Origin of the sequence: Edaphobacter bradus (assembly GCF_025685645.1) — a bacterium.
Lineage (GTDB): Bacteria > Acidobacteriota > Terriglobia > Terriglobales > Acidobacteriaceae > Edaphobacter > Edaphobacter bradus.
This window is the reverse complement of sequence record NZ_JAGSYF010000002.1, coordinates 251,854-275,721: the sequence shown is the minus strand read 5'-3', so window position 1 is coordinate 275,721 and position 23,868 is coordinate 251,854. Positions and strand designations below refer to the sequence as shown.

Genomic DNA, 23,868 nt, shown 5'->3' with positions numbered 1-23,868 from the left:
GAAATTTGGAGAGGATTTGAAGACAGAGGAAGACACGACCGTAAAGGGTTGCCGCTTTGGAGAGTCAGCTTCTCTGCGACTTGAACCGGTATTTGTCGATTCCCAAACGAGTGATCTTTGAGTCGAGCGACCGTGCCGGAATGCCTAACTTCGCTGCTGCTCCATCTGGCCCATAAACCCGGCCGCGGCTCTCTGAGAGCGCAGCTTCAATCATCTCCTTCTCCTGGTTCAGCAGAACGCCATTGAGAGCCACTTTCGCAGGAGGGATATGCGAACGTTGTTGCTTGAGCCAGGTCTCGTTCACTCTAAGGCAGTCTGAGTCATTTAGGATGACCGCCCGCTCAATGACGTTCTGGAGTTCGCGCACATTGCCTGGCCAATCGTAAGACTGGAGAAGTTGTAGGGATCTCTTATCAATCGCGTTGAACCTCTTTCCAGCCTTGCTTCCAAATCGAGCGATGAAGTATTCGACAAGCAATAGTATGTCAGCAGCGCGCTCCCGCAGTGAAGGTATCTGAATTGGCACGACGTTAAGTCTGTAGAGGAGATCCTGGCGAAATTTCCCTTCCGACACTAGGATTTCCAAATCCCGATGAGTCGCGGCCACCACTCTTACATCAATGGCAATTGGTCTGTCGCTTCCAACGCGCTCAATCTCACGTTGCTGCAGAACTCGCAGTAGCGCGATCTGTATCTCCTGCGGCACATCTCCTATTTCATCCAGGAAGATTGTCCCGCCGCTGGCCGCTTCAAATCGCCCGAGGCGTCGTTGCGTAGCGCCGGTGAAAGCGCCCTTTTCGTGGCCGAAGAGTTCCGAGGCCATTAATGATGGTGGGATTGCGGCGCAATTCACGGCGATGAACGCCCGTGACGCCCGGTTCGATCGCTTGTGGATCGCCCGCGCGACTAGCTCCTTGCCCGTACCTGTCTCGCCAAGAATAAGGACTGTAGTGTCCGATGGCGCTACCTTGCTGATCTCAGACAGCACTCCACGCAGTGGCACCGAGGAGCCGACAATGTCCTCGTACATCGAGTCGCGTTCAATTTGTTCGCGCAGGATCAGGTTTTCATTGCGCATTCTCTCTTCAGCTCGGATGCGATCATCGATGTCAGTTCCCGTCGCATACCACCGGACAACCCGGCCTTGTTCGTCCATCAAGGGATTGTATTGCGCGAAAATCCATCGATATTGGCCATCCTTGCCTCGAATTCTATGTTCCAATGAGAACGGTTTGCTGCCGAGCAAGCCTTTTCGTCGCCTCTCTCGCAAGTGCTCTACTTCGTCCGGATGAAATCCTCGCTTGACCATATCGGGCTCTCGAGCCTGCTCACTTGAAAAGCCCGTGTAGTCCAGAACGGCCTTATTCGCCCATAGAACGGAACCGTCCGTTTTCAAAACACTGATCATCGCGGGTATCAGCTCGACAATTTTGCGAATGGCCAAGGACTGCTCTGCCTGCACTCGCATAAATGTTGCAGCAAGCAGCTTACAAACCGAATCCAGGAACTCCCGATAGGCAGCATCTAGTTCTTTGCGGGGGCTGATTCCCGCAATAAGTAAAGCAGTTGGCACATTCTGGCCGACCAGAGTAATCGGTAGCACCAGAGCGCTTTGCGGAGAGTCATCCCAACAGCCCCCCGGGAGAGGCCCTAATTTCTGCTCAAGTTTGTCCATTTGTTGGACCGAGTTTGTTTGGAATGCTCGAGCGATTGGCCAGGACCCGGATGCGTCCTCTGCCAACTCGACTTCCGACGGGCTCGTTATTTGGCCGGGTTCCAGACCGATATTCGCAACTAGCCGGGCGCGCTTGAGATCTTCATCCGGAACATAAAACAACGCGAAAGGCCAGTCGTAACGGTTGTCACGAATCACCTCGGCGGCGATCTTACACGCCTCGTCGATCTCTTTAGCTTCCATCGAGCGCGCCGCAAGATCTCGAAGATTCCGGAGACGTCGTTCGCCAATCACGCGGTCGGTTGTATCGTGAACGAAAGTGAAGCAGCCGCCAGTCTCTCCAGAATCAAGTACGATCGGGTTGAAAGATAGCGTGTAATATCTCTCTTCGAGAAAGCCGGCACGGTTGAAAGTGTGGAGCAGATCCTCTGCCAGCGCGGACTTGCCCTCAGTGAACACGCCTTCCAACATTACTTCGACCGCAGGATGCGGTTGCGGCCACGATTCGGATAACCACGTACCTGGGGCCGCAGGGTGCTTCTCACCCAAAAAGGGAATAAAGGCATCGTTGTACAGAATTACAGGATCCGGCCACCCCCAATGAAGGATGACTGGAAACTGCGACTTAACGCAGAGACCTGCGGAAAGCCTCAATGGCATCGGCCAGTCGGACATCCTTCCAAGCTTTGTGGCGGCCCAATCGTAAAGGCGAATTCGCTCACCCATTTCGCCGCCGCCATTGAGGAAATCCGTAGCTGGCGCTTGTCGAACCTTTCCGAAGCCGTCCTGCACCGGAGCCATGCGCCAAGATTATAGCCCGTCACACAGTTCAGCAACCGAGGCGGCGTCTCTTGGCAGTTAGTGTCCGACGCTTTCCGAAAATCCCGGAAAAGTCGCCGCGCGGCAGCATTCTCCCGATGCAAGATGTTTCGTTGTCGAAGCCGAGTCTCCCTTACCGATTTCGGTTTGGCCGAGGGTGCCGCGCTCAGCTAGAGTCAGTCTCATGTTCTCTATTAAATGTGGTACGACAGCATTCGCGTTGTTCCTCGTGGGCATCTCGTCTGCAATAGCTCAATCAGGAAAGACACACTCCTCACAGTCACAGCCCATCGGCGCTACGACTCATGCTCAGGAGCGCTGGGCCGATCGAACGCTCAAGCACCTGACGCTCGAAGAGAAGATTGGTCAGATGATCGAGGTGCGCGGCATCATGGGCTATTACAACAGCCAGGATCCCGCCTTCCAGCAACTCATCAGCGACATCCGCAAGTATCACCTCGGGGCCGTACATCTCTCGGTCAACACCGACGGTCCTTTGCTTCTCCGCACAGAACCCTACGAAGCGGCGATGACAACCAACCTGCTTCAGCAGGAGTCGCATTCGAAGGTTCCTCTCATCTTCTCGGTTGACTTTGAGCGCGGCCCGTCCATGCGGCTCACCTCCTTCGAAGCCTTCCCTCAACCGATGGCCTTTGGCGCCACGCACAACCCCGCCTATGTCGAGCAGTACGCGAAGATCGTCGCGGAGGAGTCTCGGGCCCTCGGTATCGACTGGAACTTCTATCCCATCGCGGACGTGCAGATTAACCCTGAGAACCCGATCATCAACACGCGCTCCTTCGGCGAGGATCCTCAAGAGGTCTCCTCCATGGTGACGGCCTACATCCGCGGCTCGCACGAAGGGGGCATGCTCACCGCGCTCAAACACTTCCCCGGCCATGGCGACACGGACACCGACTCACACCTCAATCTAGCCCGTGTGAACGCTCCCCTCGAGCGCCTCAATACGGTAGAGCTTCCGCCCTTCAAAGCCGGCATCCAGGCCGGCTCAGACTCCGTAATGATTGCGCACGTTGCATTCCCCGCGCTTGAGCCTGACCCCACGAAGATCGCTACCACCTCGCGGCAAGTTGTCAGCGGCCTGCTGCGCGAGCAGCTCGGATTCAAAGGCGTCATCGTCTCCGATGCAATGGAGATGAAGGGTCTTACCAAGCTTTATCCTGAGGGCGGCGGCAATGCTGCAGGTCGCGCCGCAGTCGATACTGTGAAGGCAGGGCAGGACCTGCTCGAGCTACCCTCCGATCTGGATGGAACCTTCAACGGCCTGCTGCAGGCAGTAAAGTCCGGAGAGATTTTGCGCGCACAGATCGATGCCAGCGTGCGCCGCCTTCTGCTGGTGAAGGCCAGAGCAGGCCTCGACGCTCGGGGCCAACACCTCGTAGACCTGAACAAGGTTCAGTACAGTGTGGGCAAGCCATCCAGTTACGCGCTGGCCCAGGAGGTCGCCGATCACGCGGTGACGCTAGTCCGCGACGACAATCACATGCTTCCTTTGCACCGCGGTGAACCTAAGCCTATCCTGGTCGTGATCTTTGTGAGCGATGCGCACGGTGATGATGGCCGCGTGCTCGAGCGTGAGATTCGCTCGCGAATCCAGGGAGCGACGGTCATCTATGTCGATCGCCGCTCGGCTGCGGTTGAAGCTGAGGGAATAGCGGCGCTGGCGTCGAGGGCACAGCATGTCATCGCTGCAGTCTACAGCGTGTCGCAGCCCGGCCCGGCAGAAGTTGCCGCCACCAGCGCGAGCGGCCTCGCGGCGCAGGGCTCCGCCGGGATTCTCAAAAATATTCTGGATACCGCCGGAGACAAAACGGTTGTGCTCGCGCTCGGCAGTCCTTACTCCATCCTCAACTTTCCATCCATCCGCAGCTATCTCTGCACCTACAGCTGGGTACCCACTTCCGAGAGGTCCGCGGCCAAGGCTCTCTTCGGCGAGATTCCAATTCAGGGAAAGCTGCCAGTGACCTTGCCGGGCATTGCGAATCGAGGCGACGGAATCGAGAAGGAAGCTGGCACATCCGCAAACGCGATGATCAACCAGTGATCCCTTAGGTCGAGGCAAAGCTCGGCCTGGATCAACCGGCGTGCGCTGGACGCCGATCAGTTTCGATTAGCCGGTCGTTCGAATAAGTACCGGGCAGCCGACTTGTGTTTACAAATTGGATGAAGTACCTTGGCCTGGAAGCAACAGTTAAGGCGAATTCCGGTTTGCTGGTAATCGGCTCGGGAGGTACACGCACTTCACACCCCAAACCCCAAACAGCACTCCTCTACAGCTCGCTCCAGGAAAACGGCCTTTTCCGTCGAATATGAATCTTCACCCTCTCTGTGATCGCTGTGGTCTTGATGACAGAGAGATTCAAAGGCGCTGTAACCGGGGTTGTAGTTCAGCCCACGGAGTATTGGGGAATAGGTTCCGGGTGCAGGATGAGAATTGGTCCACCAACTGAGAAACCGTAGTGCTGATTTCTCGACGCGGGCTTGGTGATTGAAAAGGCGTTCTGTCGCTCAAAGAATTCGTTGTGGTTGAAGTAATATGCTGTGCCGTGAAGCTGATTGGTGCCGGACTTGATGATGAGGTTTGCGGTGGCGCCAGGATTGCGCCCTAGCGCGGTCTCGCCTGTGGTGACGAACGAGAAGTTCTCGATGGCGTCGATGGGAAAGATGACGCCAGCGCGCAGCTAAGTTAGCACCGAAAGGTGAAGGCCCTTACATCTTCCGTGCGCGACGCCTAAATCTGATCGTGTAAAAGCTGCCAAGGGCAGAGAGCACAACGCCACCCCAAACACCAGCATGATACGCCGCCATGACAACAGGGATTGGATGTGAATACTCTCGCAGACTGACAAATAAGATGATCACGCCATAAACCAGCAAAAGCACGCCAATGAAAAACCAAACCGGCAGCATCTCATGATGCCGGTGACGCACGGGAATGTCTCTTACCTCATCCTTCATACTTATGCTCCATTTTCAAATCACCAGAAGATATATTGGATTACGAAGAACATGACCGCAACGCCGCAACCCCAGAAGATGGGGCGCTTGAAAAGTGGCATGTCGCGGTCGCTAGGCATTGCGGTATATCCGTAGACCAAGTTCTTCAGCTCCGCAGCTGTTTTCGGAGCCGTGAGAAGACTTACGACAACAGTTACAAACACACAAATGAGCCAGGACCACAGGGCACGATATAGGTTCTCGGCCATTGGTTTTGCATCGGGAGAGAGGGCAATATAACGCAGAAGATCAGGATGAAGCACGACTGCTGTATACATTCCCACGGAAGCGAGCGTGCCCGCAAGCAATCCCCAGAAGCCTCCCTTCGCTGTAGCGCGCTTCCATAGCATGCCAATGATCACGGTTCCGAAGAGCGGGGCAATGAAGAAACTCACAAGAGCCTGCATGTAGTCCATGATGCTCTTGAAATGAGTTACCAAGTAGGCTGTGCCGATACTCGCGATCACGCCAAGAATGGTGCACCAGCGGCCGATCAGAAGGTAGTGCTTCTCCGAGGCTCGCTTGTTGATGTAGGGGCGGTAGATGTCATATGTCCACACGGTGGCAAATGCGCTTACGTTACCAGCCATGCCTGACATGAAGCCGGCAATCAGGGCCGTCACACCGAGCCCTAGTAGCCCAGGTCCGCAGTAGCGGGCCAGCATCAACGGCAGCACTTCGTTATAGCTGTGCAGACCATGGGTTACCGCGCTTTCCGGCACAAGTTTGAAGGGAAGCATGCCAAGTGCGAGGAGGCCCGGAAGAATCACGATCAGCGGCACAATCATCTTGAAGTAAGAGGCGATGATTGGTGCAAGCTTCGCCGAACGTAGATCCTTCGCTGCCATTGCACGCTGTACCACCAGGAAGTCTGTCGTCCAGTAACCGAAGGCGATGACTCCGCCGAGACCGAAGACGATTCCACTCCAATGGACACCCATCGGGTTGCCTGAGAATGTGCTCATAGGGGCCCAGAGATGGACGTAATCTCCCTGCACTCGTTCATGAATCCTGGCGATCAGGCCGCTCCATCCACCGGCCTCGATCAAGCCAACGATAGGAATGACAAGTGCACCAAGCCAGATGAGGAAGAACTGCAGTACCTCATTAAAGATGGCGGAGTATAGCCCGCCGAGCGTTACATACACGGCGACGGTTAGAGAGGAGACCCAGATGCTGAAATGAATATTCCAGCCCAGTACGACCTTCATCACCAGAGCCATCGCGTACATGTTGATACCAGACATGAGAACCGTCATCAACGCGAAAGAGATTCCGCTGAGCGCACGTGTGCCCTCACCGTAGCGCAGTTGCAGATAACCGGGCACGGAATGGGTCTTTGAGATGTAGTAGAAGGGCATCATCACGAGTCCAAGGAAGACCATGGACGGGAACGCGGCGATCCAGTAGAAATGGGCCGCCAGAATGCCGTACTGATATGTGGCTGCCGCCCAGCCCATCAATTCGAGCGCCCCCAGATTGGCCGAAAGGAAGCTGAGACCGGCCACCCACGCTGTCATATCTCGGCCGGCCATAAAGAAGTCGTCGGAGGTGTTGGAGAATTGCTTCAGATAGATGCCGATACCGAGCACCATGAGAAAGTAGATGACAATGATGAGAAGATCCGGCGGAGTGAGTGAAATCAATTGCTCACTTCCGGGGAGCCATAGGGCTTGCGCGGAGTAAGTGAGACTCATGAAACGGAAACCTTCTTTCTATTTCCTCTTGCAAATGTTGGAGGTCGAGGAGTTCGGATTCCAATTGAGAAACCGGTATCCTACCCTAAGTGCAAGGTGGTCGCGTATGACATTATCGGTGTGAGGTCACCTTTGTCAATGAGAGATTTTAGGCCGCCGCTCCATTTTTCTGCGGGTCGTAAAGCGATTCGTTTTTAGGGACCGGTATCTAAAAGGATGGCTTTAGCGGGATTGTGCTTCTGCGATAGCCTGCAGTTCTGACAGAATGTCTCCCAGAGATGCCGGCTCTGCTTGCCTTGTACCGAGCGCAAAATAAGCTTTGCGGTATAGAGAATAAAGACGATTGTAGACGGATGCGGCACTGATGTCGGGAGTAAATGTGCGGTAGCTGAGACACATCGCATCCTGCGCTTCCTCTATAGAGGCAAATGCTCCCGCCGCCATGAGGGCCATAATTCCAGATCCGAGGCTTGTTGGGATTCCGTTTGGAACAAGTACTGGTCTATTGAGCACATTCGCGTAGATCTGGTTGAGCACTTCATTGCGTTGGGGAATACCCCCGGCATTGATGACGCGCTCTATCGGAACACCGTGCTCGGCCATGCGCTCCAAGATGATGCGAGTGTGCATTGCTGTCCCTTCAATGGCTGCGTACAGTTCGTCCTGTGTGGTGTGCAGAAGATTCCAACCAAAGGTGACTCCACCCAAGTGCGGGTTCACCAACACGGTGCGATCACCGTTGTCCCAACTCATGCGCAACAGCCCGGTTTGGCCTGCTCGATATCCTTCGAGACCCTCTACCAGTTCAGAAAGCTTCTTGCAGGCGCGCTTCGCAATTGCTTCGAAGATGTCACCGGTCGCTGAGAGTCCAGCTTCGACGGCTGAGTACGCCGGATGCACACTGCCAGGCACAACACCGCAAACACCGGGGATAAGAGCTGTCTTTTGTTGGATGGCGACGATACAGGTCGATGTGCCGATGACGTTTACCACGTCGCCTTCGCGGCAGCCAGCGCCCAAGGCGTCCCAGTGTGCATCGAACGCACCTATCGGGATTGGAATGCCAGACCGGAGACCTAGCTTCGCCGCCCACTCCGGTGAGAGATGGCCGGCTAGCCTGTCGGAAGTCAGACACTCACTGCCGAGTTTGTCACGTATCCCATCGAAGAGCGGATCGAGCTTAGAGAGAAAGCTCTGGGGCGGCAGGCCACCCCACTTGCTACTCCAGAGCCACTTGTGGCCCATTGCACACACACTTCGCTTGATTGCGCGAGGGTCGCGAATGCCGCATAGTGTTGCGGCAACCATGTCGCAATGTTCCAATGCAGTGGCGAAACGGGCTCTTTTCTCCGGATTGTTCCGAAACCAATGCAAGAGCTTGGCAAATCCCCATTCATGCGAATACGTTCCTCCGCACCATGCAATCGCTTCGAGATTTTCCGAGTGCGCGAGGGCAGTAATCTCGTGTGCTTCCTGCTTGGCGCGATGGTCGCACCAAAGGTAGTAATCATCGAGCGGTTGCAGATTTTTATCGACGCAGATGACGCTCGAACCCGTTGTATCAATGGCGAGCGCCTGTACTGAAGCGCCATCGATAACTGCTTCCCCAATTGCTTTGCGCATCGCCGCGACCAGCGCGTTCATGTGGTCGGCATGCGATTGAGTAGCATAGTTCGGATCTTCGCGCTTGCGGTGCAAGGGATATTCCGCCGAAGCCGTACTGAGCTTTCCGCGGATACTGTCGAGGAGAGTGACACGCACACTTAATGTTCCGTAGTCTACTCCAGCTACAATCGCCATCCGACCTCTCCGTGAACGCCGATGTCCTCTGCTTCCGGCATGCTGATAATGCATCCAATCTTTGAGTTACACTTCGAAAATTTTCTCCATCAAGATCCATTTTTCGCCGGGCTTGGCTTGGGAAAGGGGCTGCTGATACTTCCACATCAGCTCTTCCCATGCCTGCATTTTGGCGTTTACGCGATCGATAGCTGCTTTCTCTTCAAGAGAGAAGTTGTCAGTTGTGCGCAGGACCATGACGAGGCGTGTGCCGAGGAGAAATATTTCTTCGCTCAGAATGCCCTGCCCTTTGATGTTGTCGACGACCTCTGGCCAGATGACGGCTGGCTGGTGGTACCAGATGTACTCGGCGATGAGCGCAGGGTCGTCTTTCAGATCCAAGGCAAGGCAGTAAGTCTTCATCTACGGAACACTCCAGACAATCTTGATAACCACGAAGGCCTTGCAAAAAAATGAGTTATTCGGACAGGACGAGCTCTTCACAGTCGCGGAAGTAGCGAATGCTGTTGAATACTAATGCATCGAGCTCTGCCTGGTCAGGGCGTCCATGCATTGCCGGATAGGGATCGCCACCAGGTCCAAGCGGTTCGAAGGTCACGTAGCGGCCCGGCTGGTTGTGGCCAATGACATAGAGGGTACGAATAATAGTGGCAACATCGAGCGAACCCTCTCCCAACGCGGAGCGGTTGCTGTCTGCAAAGTGCAAGTTCAGTAGCATATCCCCCGCAGCCAGCAGTGCTTCGCCGATGTGGCTCTCTTCCGATTGCATATGGTAAACGTCGCCATTGATGTGGGCCACGCCTGGGCTATTCACTTCGCAGATATAGTCTTTCGCATCCTGAATGGTATGGACGAAGCTAACTTCGGCGGCCCGAATGGGTTCGATTGCAGCTTTTACGCCGAACTGCGTAAACCACGGGGCGCATAATTGTAGTGTCTCAACTGACCGGTCCTGTTCCACGTCATCGTATGGCTTCGGACGCCCTACTGCGCCCGGGACCACGAGCAAGTAGGATCCACCGACAGCCTGCGTGAAAGGTAGTTCGCGGCGCAGGTAATCTACTGCCGCCTGCCGAGATACCGCTCGGTTGCTTGAGAGATCATTGTCAGAGAAGAACATGCCACAGACTCCTGAGACCTTGAGTCCATGGTCGCCGAGAATCTCGAGTGTCTCATCGACCTTGTAGCCTAAATCGGGACCGTAGTGGTTACCATGGAGCTCGATGAACGACATCCCCGCCTTCTCGAGGCGTTTGGCTGAGTCGGCAAGACTTTCGCGTCCGAATCCCCAGTTGCTCCAGGAAAGATTTAGCCTCGTCTTGAAACGCTCCGGTGAGCTTTTCTTCAGAGCCAGAAACTTTTCGCGGATTGCTTCGTTCTTCGCTTCAAAATGCTGCTGCCGCATGCTGTCTCCCTACAATGGTTCTGTGAGTGGATCGCTACCTCGCGTGGTCGCCGACGTCCGGCATGTTTGTGTGGACATCAGGTCCGAAGTAGCGGAGCGTCACGAGAGGTTCGGTCTTGGAGTGGTTTTCAATGACAATGTCGTCGGCAGCGGCTTCCGCTGTAATGAAGATTTCATCCTGCGTCATCTGTCCAAACCGGATCAGGGTCGGACATTCAATCTCTACTTTGCCTATCTTTCCGTGACCCTGCGTCACGATCAATCCAGATGCCGCGTTGTCGCGCAGCGTGCATTGAGCACCGGGCCCTACGGTTAGCTCTTTTGCGCTGAATTTCTGCTCACCGTCGATTCTGCCGTAGACAACCCAGCGGTCTGTATAGCCATGGCCCTCACCCCCGGCAGCGATCATCGGCTCAATGTAGTGCTTGCTCTTGAAATTCGTGTCGGTATTTCGATCCCAATCTACGAGGTCTACGATAAAGTCAAGATCGTTGTGCTTTTCAATAGGCACGTCCTGCGTTAAGAGATCACGCTTGGTCTGACGGCCTTCGACCATAGATTGGAACATCGACAGTACATCGCTGCCCCACTGTGGCTCATAGGTCAGCAGGGAACCTGGCGCATGCAGAATTCGCGTGGGAACCAGCCAGCCTGTTCCTGGCTGCAGGCGATATGCCTTCGCATAGTTCAAGATATTGTTGTCACCTTCGTTCCAGCGCTCCAGACATGCGCGGATATCTGCCCTTGTGGTCCCGGGCTCAAGGCCAAAATAGGTATGTGGAAAGTTCCCGAACGTCGGGTTCAACTGCGGAGGAAAATAGTAGCCCTCGGGTTTGCCTTCTCTTCCCACCAACTTGGCCTGCGCGTCGCTTTGGTGAAGATGGTGCTGGATCGGCCCCATATTGTCGAAGAATTTGCTGTAGATCGGCCACCGCTGATACTTGTCCCACAATTGTCGGCCAATCATGCGAGGGCCTTCCGCCTCGATTGCTTCCTTGAGGAGAAATCTTTGGCTGCCCGAGACCACAAAGCTTAGGCCTTCGTCAGGAGCGCGGTTTTCATTCATCGCCATCGTCGTGGATGCGATCCAGCGCTCATCGACACCACCCCGGTGTGCACCATACGCATAGAGATCGCGTGTGTCCAGCTTCAACCGGCGGCCAGGCATCATGTATGCACGTGGAACCCATGTCGGCGCAAGCCGCAAGATTCCTTCGCATTCTTCCAGTGCCTGACAGATCTTGTGATTGACGGACGTTGTAACTCTCATCGTTTGATCTCCATTCAGCAGACCGTATCGACTTGACTCAATCGTGCGATTGCCCATTCGAGAGAGCGGTCTCTTATCGATTGCATCAACCTACACGTTGCCATCCAGCATGTCAACTAGCAGTCCACCCCTTGTTCGACAGAAGAATGGCGATCGAAAGATCCAAGCATAGTTGCATACCTAAGAAGAATAGTTGGAGATAGACTGAGGCTAAGGCTCACCAATTGGCATCATAAGAAGATCGGGCGTGCGCGACGAGTGTCGAAGGCAGGATCCGCAGGTCGATTGTCCTATAATCGAGAGATCGGTCTCCAATTCGCGACATTTGGCACTGTTAATTCAACGGTTACTCAAATCGCGGTGATTGTGGCCGTGGTCCCGTAGGAGCGCTGGGCGGTTCCGGATGAGGACCTGTGGTTGTAACGGTCGAGAGGGGCTGCACTGATTTTGGAGACACACGACCCATGCCTCGACATACGAGTCGGAAGCTCCTGGCCGGAAAATGAGCTAGGTACGGGGCGCGCCGGTCGATTCCCGAAGAACAAACTGTGTCACGTACTTGTACTCGCCCTTGCCTTCGGTTCCCTCAATATCGTCCATGAGAGCGCGGAAAGCGAGTATCGCCAGCTCCTTAGGAGAGAATCGGATCGTGCTCAGAGGCGGCTGCATGTAATTGCAGATCGGAAGATCGTCAAAACCGATGACAGAAATATCTTTGCCCGCGTGAAGCTTTCGTAGGCTCATCGCACGCAGTGCTCCCATTGCTGCCATGTCATTAGAACAAAGCACGGCGGTCGGGGGGCGCGGGAGACTTAATAGTCGAGACATCCCCTGGAATCCACCTTCAAGGGTATGATCGCATTCGACGATGAGACCCTTATCGATCGCAATTCCGATGGCTTTGAATGCCTTGCGCAGAGCGTCATAACGCATCCGCATGCTGCTCAAACTCAACTGACCACTTAGGTAGCCGATTCTCTTGTGTCCGAAGTCGGCAAGATGCTTGACGGCTTCGCGCATGCCAGCCAAATAGTTGATCTGGATGTTCCTGACACCCTCGATCACTCGATCGGCCCCGACAAAAACGATCGGCAAGTCAGCGCGATCTTCGCCATCGATGAGCGATTGCTCCATCCCAAAAGTAAGAACGGCGATTCCTTCTACCTGGCGTTCTTTCATCCGGTTTGCGCAGACGGCTACATGACTTGGGTCGGTTTCAGTGTCTGCAAAGCTGATGAGAACCTCAAAGCCGTGCTCCACGGCCGCACGTTCAAAATAAAGGATGATTTCAGAGAAAAAGGGATTACCACCGGTCAATTCCGACACGATCAGGCCAACGGTATGACTGCGTCCTCGCGCCAGTGCCTGCGCCTGATAGTTGGGACGATAGCCAACCTCATCGATAACAGCTAGCACGCGACGCGCAAGCTTGGGATCAACAGTGCTGACCTTGTTGATGACTCGCGAAACGGTGGAATGTGAAACCGATGCCTTCCGTGCAATCTCTCTGATGTTCACTCTTTATCCTAACGTTTGCGCCCTGCGGCAAAAAGCCTTCCAACTGAGGGCCGATCTTGTTCTTGCATGTCTTTGCGCATCTTGTCAGTCTGATGAGACGTCTCAGCCGTCAGAGAATGGTCTCTGAAAATTCTAGAGCTATTTGGCGGTGTTTCGCAATCATTTCCTTTTTGCCGTAGGAATCACCGGGAGATCGGTTTCTAAAAAAAAGAAAAAGCCAGCAAGAAAGCGGGAGGGAACTCGCAAAACACGTTTGTACGATCGGCCGAGAAGTTTAGAATGGTATTCGAATCGAAGGCTACGCAGCCCCCAATATCGAAGCCTTTCGAGGTGCAGCGAGATTTCTCTTGCGGCCCAGAAGCCAATGTTCCGTGCGCCGAGGTTTGGACACGCGCTCGAGTCAACACCGGCCGTTCTCCATAAACTTAAGGACGACCGGTGTTCAACTCTATACTCGCCGTGCTCCGGTGTCTGGATGCACGGCGATCACGATCGATTTGCTTCCCAGAGCGCAGTGTCTGGCCTGCAGAGTAAGTTTTCCAGAGGTATTAGGAAGACCTCTCAACCAGATTGCGCCTACACCTCCGCTTTCGGTGAGGAAAAAGGGATTGTCTCCGACCAATAGGCCGGGGCCGGTGAGCGTGAAGTTTACATCTCCGCCGGCGAAGAGCCTTGGAGCACCAAATTTGTCGGCGACGCGAAAGACGACGCGAGTCGCATCGAGTCCGTCGCCTACGATGGCCTCATCATCGACCGTGACGAAGAATTGATCCTGTTTGAGATCAGAAGAGAACGAGGCAAAGGTCACTTTGCGGCTGGCGACATAGCCGTCGATTCGAAGCTCGGGGTGATTTGCTCCGTCGAGATCGAGATCGGCGAAGAACGGAGAGTGTTTGAGATTGGGATAGTTCTTGCGGTCAGGCTCTATCGTGGAATGCAGCTTGCCATCGACGTAGAGTTTCAACTGATCACAATTGGAAAAGATTGCGGCGCCCTTTCCTGGGCCTCGCGGAGTTGAAGGCCCGAAGTTCCAATAGAAATTCGGAAGGATGACGGGCTTAATATCTGGGCTGACCTGAGACTGATAGAAGGCTGCGCCGAGTTTCGGAACTCGGAAGACGTCGGCTACGCCGGGATTCTTCACGCCTTTGTGTGAGTTCTGCGGGCTGCCGTATTCGAATGCGCACCACGCGATCACGCCGCAGAGGCGCGGATAGGCGAGGGCTTTGTCGTGTGCCTGCGCGTGGTAGAGGGCCTGGTTGTATTGCGTCGCGATGTCGCCCGCGCGGCGATACACGTTGTTAAACCCGGTCGCGGTGTAGGTGCGCTGGCCGACGGTTTCGGCGAGCATGTAGGGGATGCCGGGTAGCGGAGGATAGATCTGCACGGTGCCGTCGGGCGACTGATGATAGTCGTCCATGGCGAAGACATCTTCGTGCCAATCCTCTTGCCACTTGTCGAAGCCTGTCATGGAGCCGGAGCAAGGGCGAGAGTCATCGAGCGACTTTGCAAGCGCGGTGGTGCGCTTGTAGAGAGGCTGCTCATTGCGTGACTCATTGACGCGAACTCCCCAGATGACAATGGAGGCGTGGTTGCGATCACGGACGATCATGTCTCCGACGTTCTGCACGACCAGGTCCTGAAACGCTGCGTCGCCGATGTATTGCCAGCCGGGTGTTTCTTCCCACACCATCAGGCCAAGTTCGTCGCATGCTTCCAGGAAGGATTCTGATTGCGGATAGTGAGAGCAGCGAACGATGTTGCAGTGGAATTCGTTACGAATTATCTCCGCATCGCGCCGCATGACGCGCGGCGGCATGGCGTAGCCGACGTAGGGGTAGAGTTCGTGGCGGTTGAGTCCGAAGAGGTGCAGGCGGCGGCCGTTGAGAAAGAAGCCGTCAACCGTGAATTTAGCCTCGCGGAAACCGATGCGTGTGCGGTAGTCGTGAACCGGACGACCGGCGGCAGTTAGAGTAACAACGAGATCGTAGAGCTTTGGCGAGTCGACGTCCCACAGTTTGATGTTGCTCAAGCCACCGAGTGTGATCTTTTCGTCGAACTTGCCGGAATTTGAAGCGGACAATTCCTTGCGTGTGCTGGAGACTACGTGAGTGCCGTCGAGCAGGTTCACTTCGAGCTGCAATTTTTCCTCGGGCGATGTCGCGGCGTCGAGAGAGCAGGCGATCTCGACGCGGCGCCTGGGCTCGAGTACATCCATGGGTTTGGCGAAGACGTCGCTGATGAATACGTCCGGGACTGCAAATAGCATCGCCCCGCGAATCATGCCACCGGGCAGGTAGTAATCGACGGCGCGCGGGCCGCGCGGCGATCCTGCCGGAGGCACGTTCTCAAAACGTGCGTCAACTCTTACGTCGAGGACGTTGTCGCCTTTCTTGAGCGCCTGGGTGATCTCGTAAGTAACTGGCAGGTAGCCGCCCTGGTGGGCGGGTAGGCTTACGCCGTTGATGGACACCTCGGCGGCCGTCATGATCGCGTCGAACTTGAGGAAGACCCGACGACCTGGAAGTTCCTGAGGTAGGGAGATGTAGCGGCGATACAGCCACACATCCTCCCAGGAGTCCGGGTTCCAGCTTTCCCATGAGAGCCTGGCGACGCAGTGGGGGAGAGTGACTTTGGCGAATTGACTCTCTTCGAGTTGGGAGCTTACTTTGCCTCCAAAGAGCCAATCCTGGTCGAGGGAAAACTTCATTTCAGGAGAGGCCGACTGCGATACCTTGGCGGCATTCATGCGGGAGAGGCCCCATAGGGGCCTAGTTGCGAGAACAAGGCTGGTATTGACGCAAGAGCGGACGAATCCGCGGCGAGTCAATTCGCACGGCTTATTTTGATCAGATTTCATGATGTCGCTTGTGTCCCTTCTCTCCGTGGTGCCGTCGCTTTTGATGGATGACTGCGACCTCTGGTCAAACCCGCTTTGACACGGGCCATGATACTCCAAAATAGATGGCAATCGATTGGTTTTGTTTTTTAAGCAGGATTTGGAAATAATGTTCTTCGCGATTCCGCTAGGCCCGCATCAGATGTGACTGTTCGATATGACCGCGACGAACGACGGTTCGCAGGACGAGGAGCCGATAACCCGCTAAAACATACATGAAAATCCGAGCAAGACCCTCAACTGAAAGGTTGCGCGGTGGCTATTGACACAGATCTAATAGAAGCTAATCGATTATTATCGATTGACAATCGTGCGCGTCGAAACTTAAGATTTGCGCCGAAACCAAAGAGAGCCCCAAATGCTGCGCTTCACAGGCTCCTATTATCGGAGGCATTTGCTTTGAAGATCTGTGGGACACGGAGCTACGCCGTATTTTCGAAAAGGATGGCAAACTCGCAGTGATTCGACTCCCTGGCTTTTGCGTTTGTAACCAATAACAGCGATAGTGACCTTCGATCAACCGGTAAGACCATCCGCTGACCTGTGTTAGCCCAGAGAAACCCAGGAGATTTCTCGCATTTCAACGGTCAGCGATTGATAGGGCTCATGCACGCTAATCGACAATATTCTCTGAGCGCCGCGATGGGCCTTTATCTTCGCTTCAAACAAATTGTTTCAAGAAAAATAGATTGATTGGGGACAAATATGGACAGAAGAACATTCAATAAGTTGGCCGGTTTGGCTATGTTCGGGGCAGTTGCCGAAAGCACTGAAGCGCGAGCGCAATCGAACGGCTCTGCAATTGGGAGTACTGCAACAGGCGAGGAGGTCGTCCTGCAGGACAGCGAGTTGCTTGTAGCGTTCGACAAGGGATCGGGTGCGATAACGCGGCTTGAGCGAAAGTCTACCCACTGGACGATTGCTCGGCGCCCAGAGCTGGGTGTGTCATTCCGTCTGCTTGCGCCGTTACCGCATCGTCGCGCAAATTTTGTTCTCGGGCAGAACCAGCGCGCTACCAAGGTAGTGAAGGTTTCGGATACCGAGGTGGAACTTGAATGGAAGGACCCGGTCAGCGAACACGGCGGTGCCCTACCGCTGATATTCACTGCGGCGGTGACCTTGGAAAAGGGAGTTCTCACTTTTGACCCTACGTTGGTTAACCGCTCGTCTCTGACAATTGAAACCGTCGACTACCCCTACTTTGGAGATGTGAATACTCCGACGCCAGGTGAGAGCATGCAGTCGGAGCACATGTGGTACGGCAATCTGAACAGCTCTCCACTTTCCCCGGCGTTCAGAAACGACAAGGGCTACTGGGGGGTAGATTTCCCGACAATGACCATTGAGTCGAAACAGAGTCTCTTCTGCTTGATTCAGGCTGCGAAGCAAGGCCTTTATGTGGAGATGCACGACCCGACGCAGCGTTATCTGCTGGAGTTCACCTTTGAGCAGCGCCCCGGTTTCCTCGAATCGCCCGATTCGTTGGTGCCGCAGCAGCAAGAGATTTCAGGCAGGCCGGTCAATCTTGAATTCCGTACCTGCCACTTCGTCTTCGTGCAACCTCAATCTACGAAGAAACTCGTGCCTGTGGTTCTGCGCGCCTACGATGGCGATTGGCATGCAGGGCTCGACCTATACAAGAATTGGCGGTCAACCTGGTTCCAGCAGCCTCATATTGCCGGGTGGGTAAAGGACGTGCACTCGTGGCTGCAGTTGCAGATCGATGGAGCGGAGCAGGACTACAGGATTCCATATCGCGATCTTCCGAAATATATCGACGAGTGTGCCGCGAACGGCGTAACAGCCATTCAACTGGTCGGATGGGCTCGTGGCGGGCAAGATAGCTGTGATCCATCTCTCGATACCGATCCCGGATTGGGGACACGGAACGAGTTGCATGATGCGATCCTGCATGCCCGTGCCAAAGGCGTAAAGATGATTCTGTTTGGTAAGCCAATCTGGGCCGACTTGACGACCGAGCAATATAAGACTGACCTGTACAAGTACGAAGCGACGGACCCATACGGCATTCGCTATGAAACCAACGGCTACAGCTATACAACGCCGACGCAGTTAGCACAGATCAACAATCGACGTCGCGCGATCATGGATGTTCAATGTCCGGCCTATCGCGACGTTGCCACGAAAGAATTTCAGAAGATTCTCGACCTCGGCGCTGCGGGGTGGCTGTTCGATGAGGTGTGCCATCACGGCCCGGTAGAGTTCTCGTTCAGCCCAAACCATGGATACGCGCCTCCGGGCTACATCTATGGAGGGGATATGCCGATGGCCAGGCAGTTTCACGCTGCGTCTGACAAGATTGATCCCGATTTCATCCACGCTGGAGAGGGCCCGCAGGACTGGCTGCTGCAGTATTATCCAGTCTCCTACTTCCGCATTAATAACGGATCTCGCGCAGTCTGCCGCTACGTCGATTCTCAGGCTCCGCTTTTAGTAGCAGTCACCGGGTTCGACGATCGCGAGATGCTCAACCTGCTCCTAGCGTATCGCTACATTATTAGTTACGAACCTCTCAACTTCAAAGGTCATCTAACGGCCTTTCCTCTGACTCTATCCTACGGGCAGAAAATCGATGCGTTACGCACGCGGTACAAGGCATGGCTCTGGGATGCTGAGTTCCGCGATACGCTTGGTGCCAATGTCTCCGCCGACGGTCAGCACCGCCACACCGTTTTCGTTACCAGTGCCGGCAAGCGTGCGGTTGTCGTGATCAACCACGAACGCAGCAAAACGCTTTCTGCGGAAGTGCAGCTTCCCAATCCGGGCAAACTGGTGTTTGCTACACCGGAGCAGCCGGACTCCATGCCACTCGCGGGTAATCTAACGATCCCTCCGCGCTCAGTAGCGGTGGTCATGGAGCTATAACATGAGAATCTGAGAATCGAGTGCAATTACTACCTCCGCTACGCAGCCGGGGAGTAATTGGCACCGTATTCACTTAGGATACTTCATACATTCGGGCGTCTGGTGAGGCGCGTTGAAACGATCTCGCTGTGCCAGGAGGAACAACGAGATTGTTCCCATGAGAGGCATGGCTGCGGCAAGTATAAAGACTGGAGTATACGAACTCCGGTCTACGAGCACCCCTGTCAACAAAGGGAAGAGGAGCCCGCTTAGGCTGCCAGCAACTCCGCTCAAACCAGTCGCGCGCCCTACGGCGTTCTCGGGAAAGAGGTCTGTAATTGCGCCGTACATGTTCGCCGAGAGGAAGTTATGCCCGAAGATCGCGATGCTGATAATCAGAAGTGAGATAGGCATGCTAGGGCAGAAGGGAACAAGGAAGCTCGCAAAGCAAAACATACTGCTGCCAAGCATCGTGCTGCGGCGAACGTTGTAGGTGCTAGTCCCTCGCTTGTGCAACCAACCTGCGGCCATTCCGCCCGCGACTCCACCAGCGCCACCGAGAAAAAATGGAATCCATGACAACCCGCCGACTCGGATGAGCGAGAGGTGCCTGACGCTATACAGATAGCTGGGGAGCCAGTACCAATAGAACTGGATGACCGGGCCGACAAAAAAACGGCAGAGCATGACAGCCCAGGTAGATGACTGAGAGAAGAGAGAAGCAAGAGGTACTGTTTGCATAGCGTCTTGCGCGGTTACTTCCGAAGGCCCGCGATACGTGAGCCACCAAAGGAACGCCCAGACGACACCGAGAAGAGCAGGTGCAAGGAATGCGGCACGAAACCCATAGCGTTGCGCCAGGTAGACGATGAAGGGAGGTGCAACTACTGCGCCGATCACACTCCCGCTGTTGAAGATACCCAGAGCCAGGGTTCGTTCGCCCTTGGGGAAGATTCGGGACACTGTTTTCGTGCCACCAGAGTAGTTCCCGCACTCGCCAGTTCCCATCCAGAAGCGCATGATGCCGAGTTGCAGCCCGGATCGCATGAAGGCTTGTGAGCCCGTGGCGGTTGACCACCAGAGAACCGCCGCGATCAATCCTAGCTGGCAACCCCATCGATCCATGACCCAACCCATAGGCAGTTCGCCGGTCAGCATGCCGAACTGAAAGGCAGCAACGACTCTGCCGTAGGCTGCATTGGAGAGATGAAAGATCGGTTTGATCAACGGAGCTAGGACCGAGACGGTCTGTCGATCGATGAAGTTAATGGCAGTGATCGCGCAGAGGAGAGCGAGAATCCACCATCTCCGGCGAGATAGCATGGGGTGCGTCGACGCAAGGGATATCTCCCCCGTTGCGTCATCCTTCGACACTCCCTCTTCGCGTTCGGTTGTTGCCGCAGTACTTCTTATGATGAGCAGAAGCCACTCCACATCAGGGCTAGGGATGGTGCAGGCTTAACTAAGGAGGGACTATAGTGCGGCACTGATTCAATTGTCAATCGATTGTCATCGATGGCATCGTATAGAATCTCCCAAATGAAGAACAAGTCACCGAGCTTTCTTGAAAACGAGAAAGAGTTGTTTCCGGTAAGAGAGCGGGCGACGGAGCGGGCTCAGAAGCACCAGCGCATCCAGGAGTTTCTCGAGGTTCACTTGCTGGACGGATTAATCGTGTCGCGTCACGAAAACATTGCCTGGGCTACGGCCGGCGTGGTTGAGATACGCGTTGCAGTGACTCGTGAGACAGGGCCTGGAAGCCTGCTCTTTACGCGCAACGGCGATACCTACTATCTGACCTCAAACAACGAAGCACCGAGACTTGCCAAGGAAGAGTTTGCAGATCTCGGGTACCAGGCGCTGATCGAGCCATGGTATGCAAGCAATCCAACAGAGTCTGCTCGAAGGATCGTTAGCGAGGGGAGGCTTGGTGGAGATGATGCCTCCCTTGGACTGCCTGTCGTCTCCATGAAGGGGCTGCGTTCCTTGCTGACTGAGGGGGAAATCGCGCGTTACCGCTGGCTGGGCGAAAACGTAGCAGACGCTGTAACGAATTCTCTTTTTCTCCTCCATCCCGGAATGAGCGAAGCCACGATGCAGGCATTAGTGGCGCAGCAGCTATTGGCGAAGCGCATTCTGCCGTCTGTTCTTCTTATAGCCGTTGACGCACGGATTCGTAACTACCGGCACGCTGTAGCGCGAGACGGCGTACTTGATCGATTCGGTATGTTGAATATTTGCGCCCGGCGTTGGGGCTTGGTCGCTTCTATCACTCGCTATGTTCACTTTGGCGCTATGCCCGCAGAACTGGAGGAGAAGTTTGAGGCAGCTGAGGCGGTGAACGCCGCTCTGATGGATGCGACGCGGGAAGGCGCAACTGCCGGGGAACTGTTCGAAGTGGCCCGCGAACGCTACACGGCGCAAGGCTACTCCGGCGAAGAGCAGATGCACCATCAGGGAGGAGCAATCGGCTATTGGGAGCGCGAGTGGATTGCACGGCCAGGAGGTACAGAACACGTCCTGAACCCACAGCTGATGGCATGGAACCCCAACCTGCAAGGCGCAAAGGTCGAAGACACCGTCGTGTTCCGCGATGGGGAGTTAGAAGTGCTTACCAGCACACCACGTCTCCCTGTGGTCGAAACACGTTGCAATGGAAATGTATATCGTTCTGCGGGCGTACTGCTTGCCTGATGAAACACCACTTGTCAGGGGTTAGAGTTGAACGCAGTTGGAATGCACGGATTTAATGAGCTCTGAGATGGAAAACTGCATGAAACGTCGCGAATTCTTGAAGTCTGTTGCTGCCCTTGGAGGCATCCTTACGTACGACCCGTACGAAGCCCTTTCCCTGCAAACTGCTCCGACAGCACCGGTGCCTGACTTGGCGATCAAGCGAGTCCTGGTGATGTTCAAGTGTCACTTTGATGCGGGGTTCGTCAACACCCAGGCAGCAGTGGTCAATCGCTACTTCACCGAGTTCTTCCCGCGGGCGATCCAGTTGGCAGATGAGATGCGCAATACCGGCAAGCATCCTTACGTTTGGACCACCGGATCATGGTTGCTCTATGAGTACCTTGAGCAGGCTGCGCCGAGAGACCGGGAACGGATGGAGCAGGCCATCTCCAAGGGTGACATCGCGTGGCACGCTTTGCCTTTCAGCTGGCAGACGGAGTTGATGGACCGTTCCATGATCTCAGGCGCCACAGCATTGTCAGGAGCACTCGATCGTCGGTTTGGGCGTACGACTACCGGAGCCAAAATGACGGACGTCCCGGGCCACACCCGCGGCCTGATTAGCCCCCTCGTCGACTCGGGAGTGAAGTTCATCGACATTGGCGTAAACGGAGCGAGCATGCCCGCTGAAGTGCCTCCGGTATTCCGCTGGAAAGAAGTAGGCGGTAAGGAACTAGTGGTCATGTATCACCACGGATACGGAAGCGTCGCAACTGTGCCGAACTCTGACTTGGCTATCGCAATCGTCGTCCGAGGGGACAACAGCGGGCCGCACAAACCGGAAGAGATCGAGAAGATCTATTCCGACTTCGGAGCGCAGTTTCCAAACGCTCGTGTCACTGCCACAAATCTTACGGAGATTGCGAACGCTGTCGAACCGTTCCGTGCCAACTTGCCTGTGGTAACGCAGGAAATCGGTGATACGTGGATCTATGGGATTTCGAGCGATCCACTGAAAATAGCGAGATATCGCGAAATCGCCAGGCTACGCCAGGCGTGGATCGCCGACGGGAAGTTTCGAATTGGGGACACCACGGATGTGGGACTCTTGCGGCGCTTGCTTCTGGTGCCGGAACACACTTGGGGCACCGACACAAAGACGTGGCTTGACTTCGACAACTATGAGCCAGCGGATTTGGCCAGGATGCTTCATACGAAGAACTATGAAGTTGTTAAGCACAGTTGGGAGGAGAAGCGCCAGAACCTCTTCGATGGAATTAGTGCGCTCCCTGAAACACTGCAAACCCAGGCGCGAACCGCGCTTCGCAATCTCGACGCGAAGAAGCCGCAACTGTCGCGGTCGTCAAAAGAATGGGTCGGGAAAGAACTCGAGACAGAGCATTTCGTGCTTCGCCTCGACGCGCAGACGGGTGCGATCTGTCGACTTCGTAACCAGGCCACGGGCAGGGAATGGGCCACAGAGGATTATCCCCTCGCACTCTTCTCGTATCAAACGCTTTCGCAGCAAGACTACGCGCGCTTTATGTCGAACTACATTATTAGCGCTGTCGATTGGGCGAAGAAAGACTTTGGAAAGCCAAACATCGAACGATTTGGTGCGGAAAGCCGCAACCGGATGCCTTCGCTGATTGAGGCCAGATGCAAAGAAGATGCAGAAGGCCACCGCTTGGTAGCACGTCTCGAAGTCCGGGATTCGAAAGCGCTGGAATCAGGGAAGGCTGCGTTTCCGCAGCAAATGTATCTCGAGCTGATCCTGCCGCGGCGCGAGCCGGTTATTCGCTTGAACTTTTCCTGGTTTCAAAAGCCAGCGACCCGTCTTCCCGAGGCACTCTGGCTTACTTTCAATCCTGTTACTTCAGGAGCGGAGAGCTGGATGATGGACAAGTCAGGCGAGGAGATCTCTCCGTTTGAAGTGGTGCCGTCCGGAGGCCGGCATCTGCATGCCGTCGACACCGGCCTCCGTTACAAGGATGGGAACGAAGTACTGGCGATTGAAACGCTGGACGCACCATTGTTTGCGTTCGGCGAAAAATCACCTTTGAACTTCTCCAAATCACAACCCGATCTTTCCAAAGGCGTTCATTGCAACCTCTTCAACAATGCTTGGGGGACGAACTACCTCATGTGGTATGGGGAGGACATGCGTTTCCGATTTACCCTCAAGTGTTGAATGTTTACTGCAATCGAAATGATCATCAAGAATCC

The 23,868-nt window shown here is 55.0% G+C and carries 15 protein-coding genes; 4 read left to right on the top strand and 11 right to left on the bottom strand.

Features of this window, described 5'->3' with window-relative positions:
- Nucleotides 1-64 precede the first annotated feature (64 nt).
- Nucleotides 65-2,476: a sigma-54 interaction domain-containing protein gene (locus OHL16_RS07305; RefSeq protein WP_263366457.1), complete on the bottom strand. Its 2,412-nt coding sequence runs from the start codon at nt 2,474-2,476 to the stop codon at nt 65-67.
- Nucleotides 2,477-2,678: 202 nt separating this feature from the next.
- On the opposite strand from OHL16_RS07305, the gene OHL16_RS07300 reads away from it, so the two are divergent.
- Nucleotides 2,679-4,559 carry a glycoside hydrolase family 3 protein gene (locus OHL16_RS07300; RefSeq protein WP_263366456.1) on the top strand — a complete coding sequence of 627 codons (1,881 nt, stop codon included), beginning with the start codon at nt 2,679-2,681 and terminating at the stop codon, nt 4,557-4,559.
- A 343-nt stretch (nt 4,560-4,902) separates the two neighbouring features.
- Here the strand turns inward: OHL16_RS07300 and OHL16_RS20465 are convergent, their stop codons facing one another.
- The 9 genes from OHL16_RS20465 to OHL16_RS07260 all read right to left on the bottom strand — a co-directional run bounded on the left by OHL16_RS20465 (nt 4,903) and on the right by OHL16_RS07260 (nt 15,951).
- On the bottom strand, nt 4,903-5,088 hold the full coding sequence (locus OHL16_RS20465) for a hypothetical protein (protein ID WP_449506061.1): 186 nt from the start codon (nt 5,086-5,088) through the stop codon (nt 4,903-4,905).
- A gap of 136 nt (nt 5,089-5,224) precedes the next feature.
- Complete coding sequence (locus tag OHL16_RS07295; protein WP_263366455.1) at nt 5,225-5,473, bottom strand: hypothetical protein; 249 nt, start codon at nt 5,471-5,473, stop codon at nt 5,225-5,227.
- A 20-nt stretch (nt 5,474-5,493) separates the two neighbouring features.
- Complete coding sequence (locus tag OHL16_RS07290) at nt 5,494-7,209, bottom strand: sodium:solute symporter family protein (RefSeq protein WP_263366454.1); 1,716 nt, start codon at nt 7,207-7,209, stop codon at nt 5,494-5,496.
- Between the two features lie 222 nt (nt 7,210-7,431).
- Nucleotides 7,432-9,009 carry a ribulokinase gene (locus tag OHL16_RS07285; RefSeq protein WP_263366453.1) on the bottom strand — a complete coding sequence of 526 codons (1,578 nt, stop codon included), beginning with the start codon at nt 9,007-9,009 and terminating at the stop codon, nt 7,432-7,434.
- 66 nt (nt 9,010-9,075) lie between these two features.
- A complete protein-coding gene (locus OHL16_RS07280; protein ID WP_263366452.1) occupies nt 9,076-9,411 on the bottom strand; it encodes an L-rhamnose mutarotase in 336 nt (111 codons plus the stop codon).
- Nucleotides 9,412-9,466: 55 nt separating this feature from the next.
- A complete protein-coding gene (locus tag OHL16_RS07275) occupies nt 9,467-10,414 on the bottom strand; it encodes a sugar phosphate isomerase/epimerase family protein (protein ID WP_263366451.1) in 948 nt (315 codons plus the stop codon).
- Nucleotides 10,415-10,448: 34 nt separating this feature from the next.
- Nucleotides 10,449-11,684, bottom strand: coding sequence for a cupin domain-containing protein (locus OHL16_RS07270; RefSeq protein WP_263366450.1), 1,236 nt, complete (start codon nt 11,682-11,684; stop codon nt 10,449-10,451).
- 507 nt (nt 11,685-12,191) lie between these two features.
- Nucleotides 12,192-13,202: a LacI family DNA-binding transcriptional regulator gene (locus OHL16_RS07265; RefSeq protein ID WP_263366449.1), complete on the bottom strand. Its 1,011-nt coding sequence runs from the start codon at nt 13,200-13,202 to the stop codon at nt 12,192-12,194.
- Nucleotides 13,203-13,650: 448 nt separating this feature from the next.
- Nucleotides 13,651-15,951: a glycoside hydrolase family 2 protein gene (locus tag OHL16_RS07260; protein WP_263366448.1), complete on the bottom strand. Its 2,301-nt coding sequence runs from the start codon at nt 15,949-15,951 to the stop codon at nt 13,651-13,653.
- A gap of 855 nt (nt 15,952-16,806) precedes the next feature.
- On the opposite strand from OHL16_RS07260, the gene OHL16_RS07255 reads away from it, so the two are divergent.
- Nucleotides 16,807-18,987 (top strand): hypothetical protein, encoded by a 2,181-nt coding sequence (locus tag OHL16_RS07255; RefSeq protein ID WP_263366447.1) that lies wholly within the window; start codon nt 16,807-16,809, stop codon nt 18,985-18,987.
- Nucleotides 18,988-19,056: 69 nt separating this feature from the next.
- Here the strand turns inward: OHL16_RS07255 and OHL16_RS07250 are convergent, their stop codons facing one another.
- Nucleotides 19,057-20,289: an MFS transporter gene (locus tag OHL16_RS07250; RefSeq protein ID WP_263366446.1), complete on the bottom strand. Its 1,233-nt coding sequence runs from the start codon at nt 20,287-20,289 to the stop codon at nt 19,057-19,059.
- Nucleotides 20,290-20,505: 216 nt separating this feature from the next.
- Between OHL16_RS07250 and OHL16_RS07245 the strand changes: the two genes are divergently transcribed.
- Both OHL16_RS07245 and OHL16_RS07240 read left to right on the top strand, forming a co-directional pair.
- Nucleotides 20,506-21,660, top strand: coding sequence for a M24 family metallopeptidase (locus OHL16_RS07245; RefSeq protein ID WP_263366445.1), 1,155 nt, complete (start codon nt 20,506-20,508; stop codon nt 21,658-21,660).
- Nucleotides 21,661-21,727: 67 nt separating this feature from the next.
- Nucleotides 21,728-23,833: a DUF5054 domain-containing protein gene (locus tag OHL16_RS07240; protein ID WP_263366444.1), complete on the top strand. Its 2,106-nt coding sequence runs from the start codon at nt 21,728-21,730 to the stop codon at nt 23,831-23,833.
- The last annotated feature ends 35 nt before the right edge of the window (nt 23,834-23,868 follow it).

What these genes read in the sequence shown, in the direction of transcription:
- OHL16_RS07305 (WP_263366457.1), bottom strand. Translation starts at nt 2,476, where the DNA reads ATGGCTCCGGTGCAGGACGGCTTCGGAAAGGTTCGACAAGCGCCAGCT.
- OHL16_RS07300 (WP_263366456.1), top strand. Translation starts at nt 2,679, where the DNA reads ATGTTCTCTATTAAATGTGGTACGACAGCATTCGCGTTGTTCCTCGTG.
- OHL16_RS07240 (WP_263366444.1), top strand. Translation starts at nt 21,728, where the DNA reads ATGGAAAACTGCATGAAACGTCGCGAATTCTTGAAGTCTGTTGCTGCC.
- OHL16_RS07250 (WP_263366446.1), bottom strand. Translation starts at nt 20,289, where the DNA reads ATGCTATCTCGCCGGAGATGGTGGATTCTCGCTCTCCTCTGCGCGATC.
- OHL16_RS07285 (WP_263366453.1), bottom strand. Translation starts at nt 9,009, where the DNA reads ATGGCGATTGTAGCTGGAGTAGACTACGGAACATTAAGTGTGCGTGTC.
- OHL16_RS07270 (WP_263366450.1), bottom strand. Translation starts at nt 11,684, where the DNA reads ATGAGAGTTACAACGTCCGTCAATCACAAGATCTGTCAGGCACTGGAA.
- OHL16_RS07280 (WP_263366452.1), bottom strand. Translation starts at nt 9,411, where the DNA reads ATGAAGACTTACTGCCTTGCCTTGGATCTGAAAGACGACCCTGCGCTC.
- OHL16_RS07295 (WP_263366455.1), bottom strand. Translation starts at nt 5,473, where the DNA reads ATGAAGGATGAGGTAAGAGACATTCCCGTGCGTCACCGGCATCATGAG.
- OHL16_RS07275 (WP_263366451.1), bottom strand. Translation starts at nt 10,414, where the DNA reads ATGCGGCAGCAGCATTTTGAAGCGAAGAACGAAGCAATCCGCGAAAAG.
- OHL16_RS07260 (WP_263366448.1), bottom strand. Translation starts at nt 15,951, where the DNA reads ATGAATGCCGCCAAGGTATCGCAGTCGGCCTCTCCTGAAATGAAGTTT.
- OHL16_RS07255 (WP_263366447.1), top strand. Translation starts at nt 16,807, where the DNA reads ATGGACAGAAGAACATTCAATAAGTTGGCCGGTTTGGCTATGTTCGGG.
- OHL16_RS07290 (WP_263366454.1), bottom strand. Translation starts at nt 7,209, where the DNA reads ATGAGTCTCACTTACTCCGCGCAAGCCCTATGGCTCCCCGGAAGTGAG.
- OHL16_RS07245 (WP_263366445.1), top strand. Translation starts at nt 20,506, where the DNA reads ATGAAGAACAAGTCACCGAGCTTTCTTGAAAACGAGAAAGAGTTGTTT.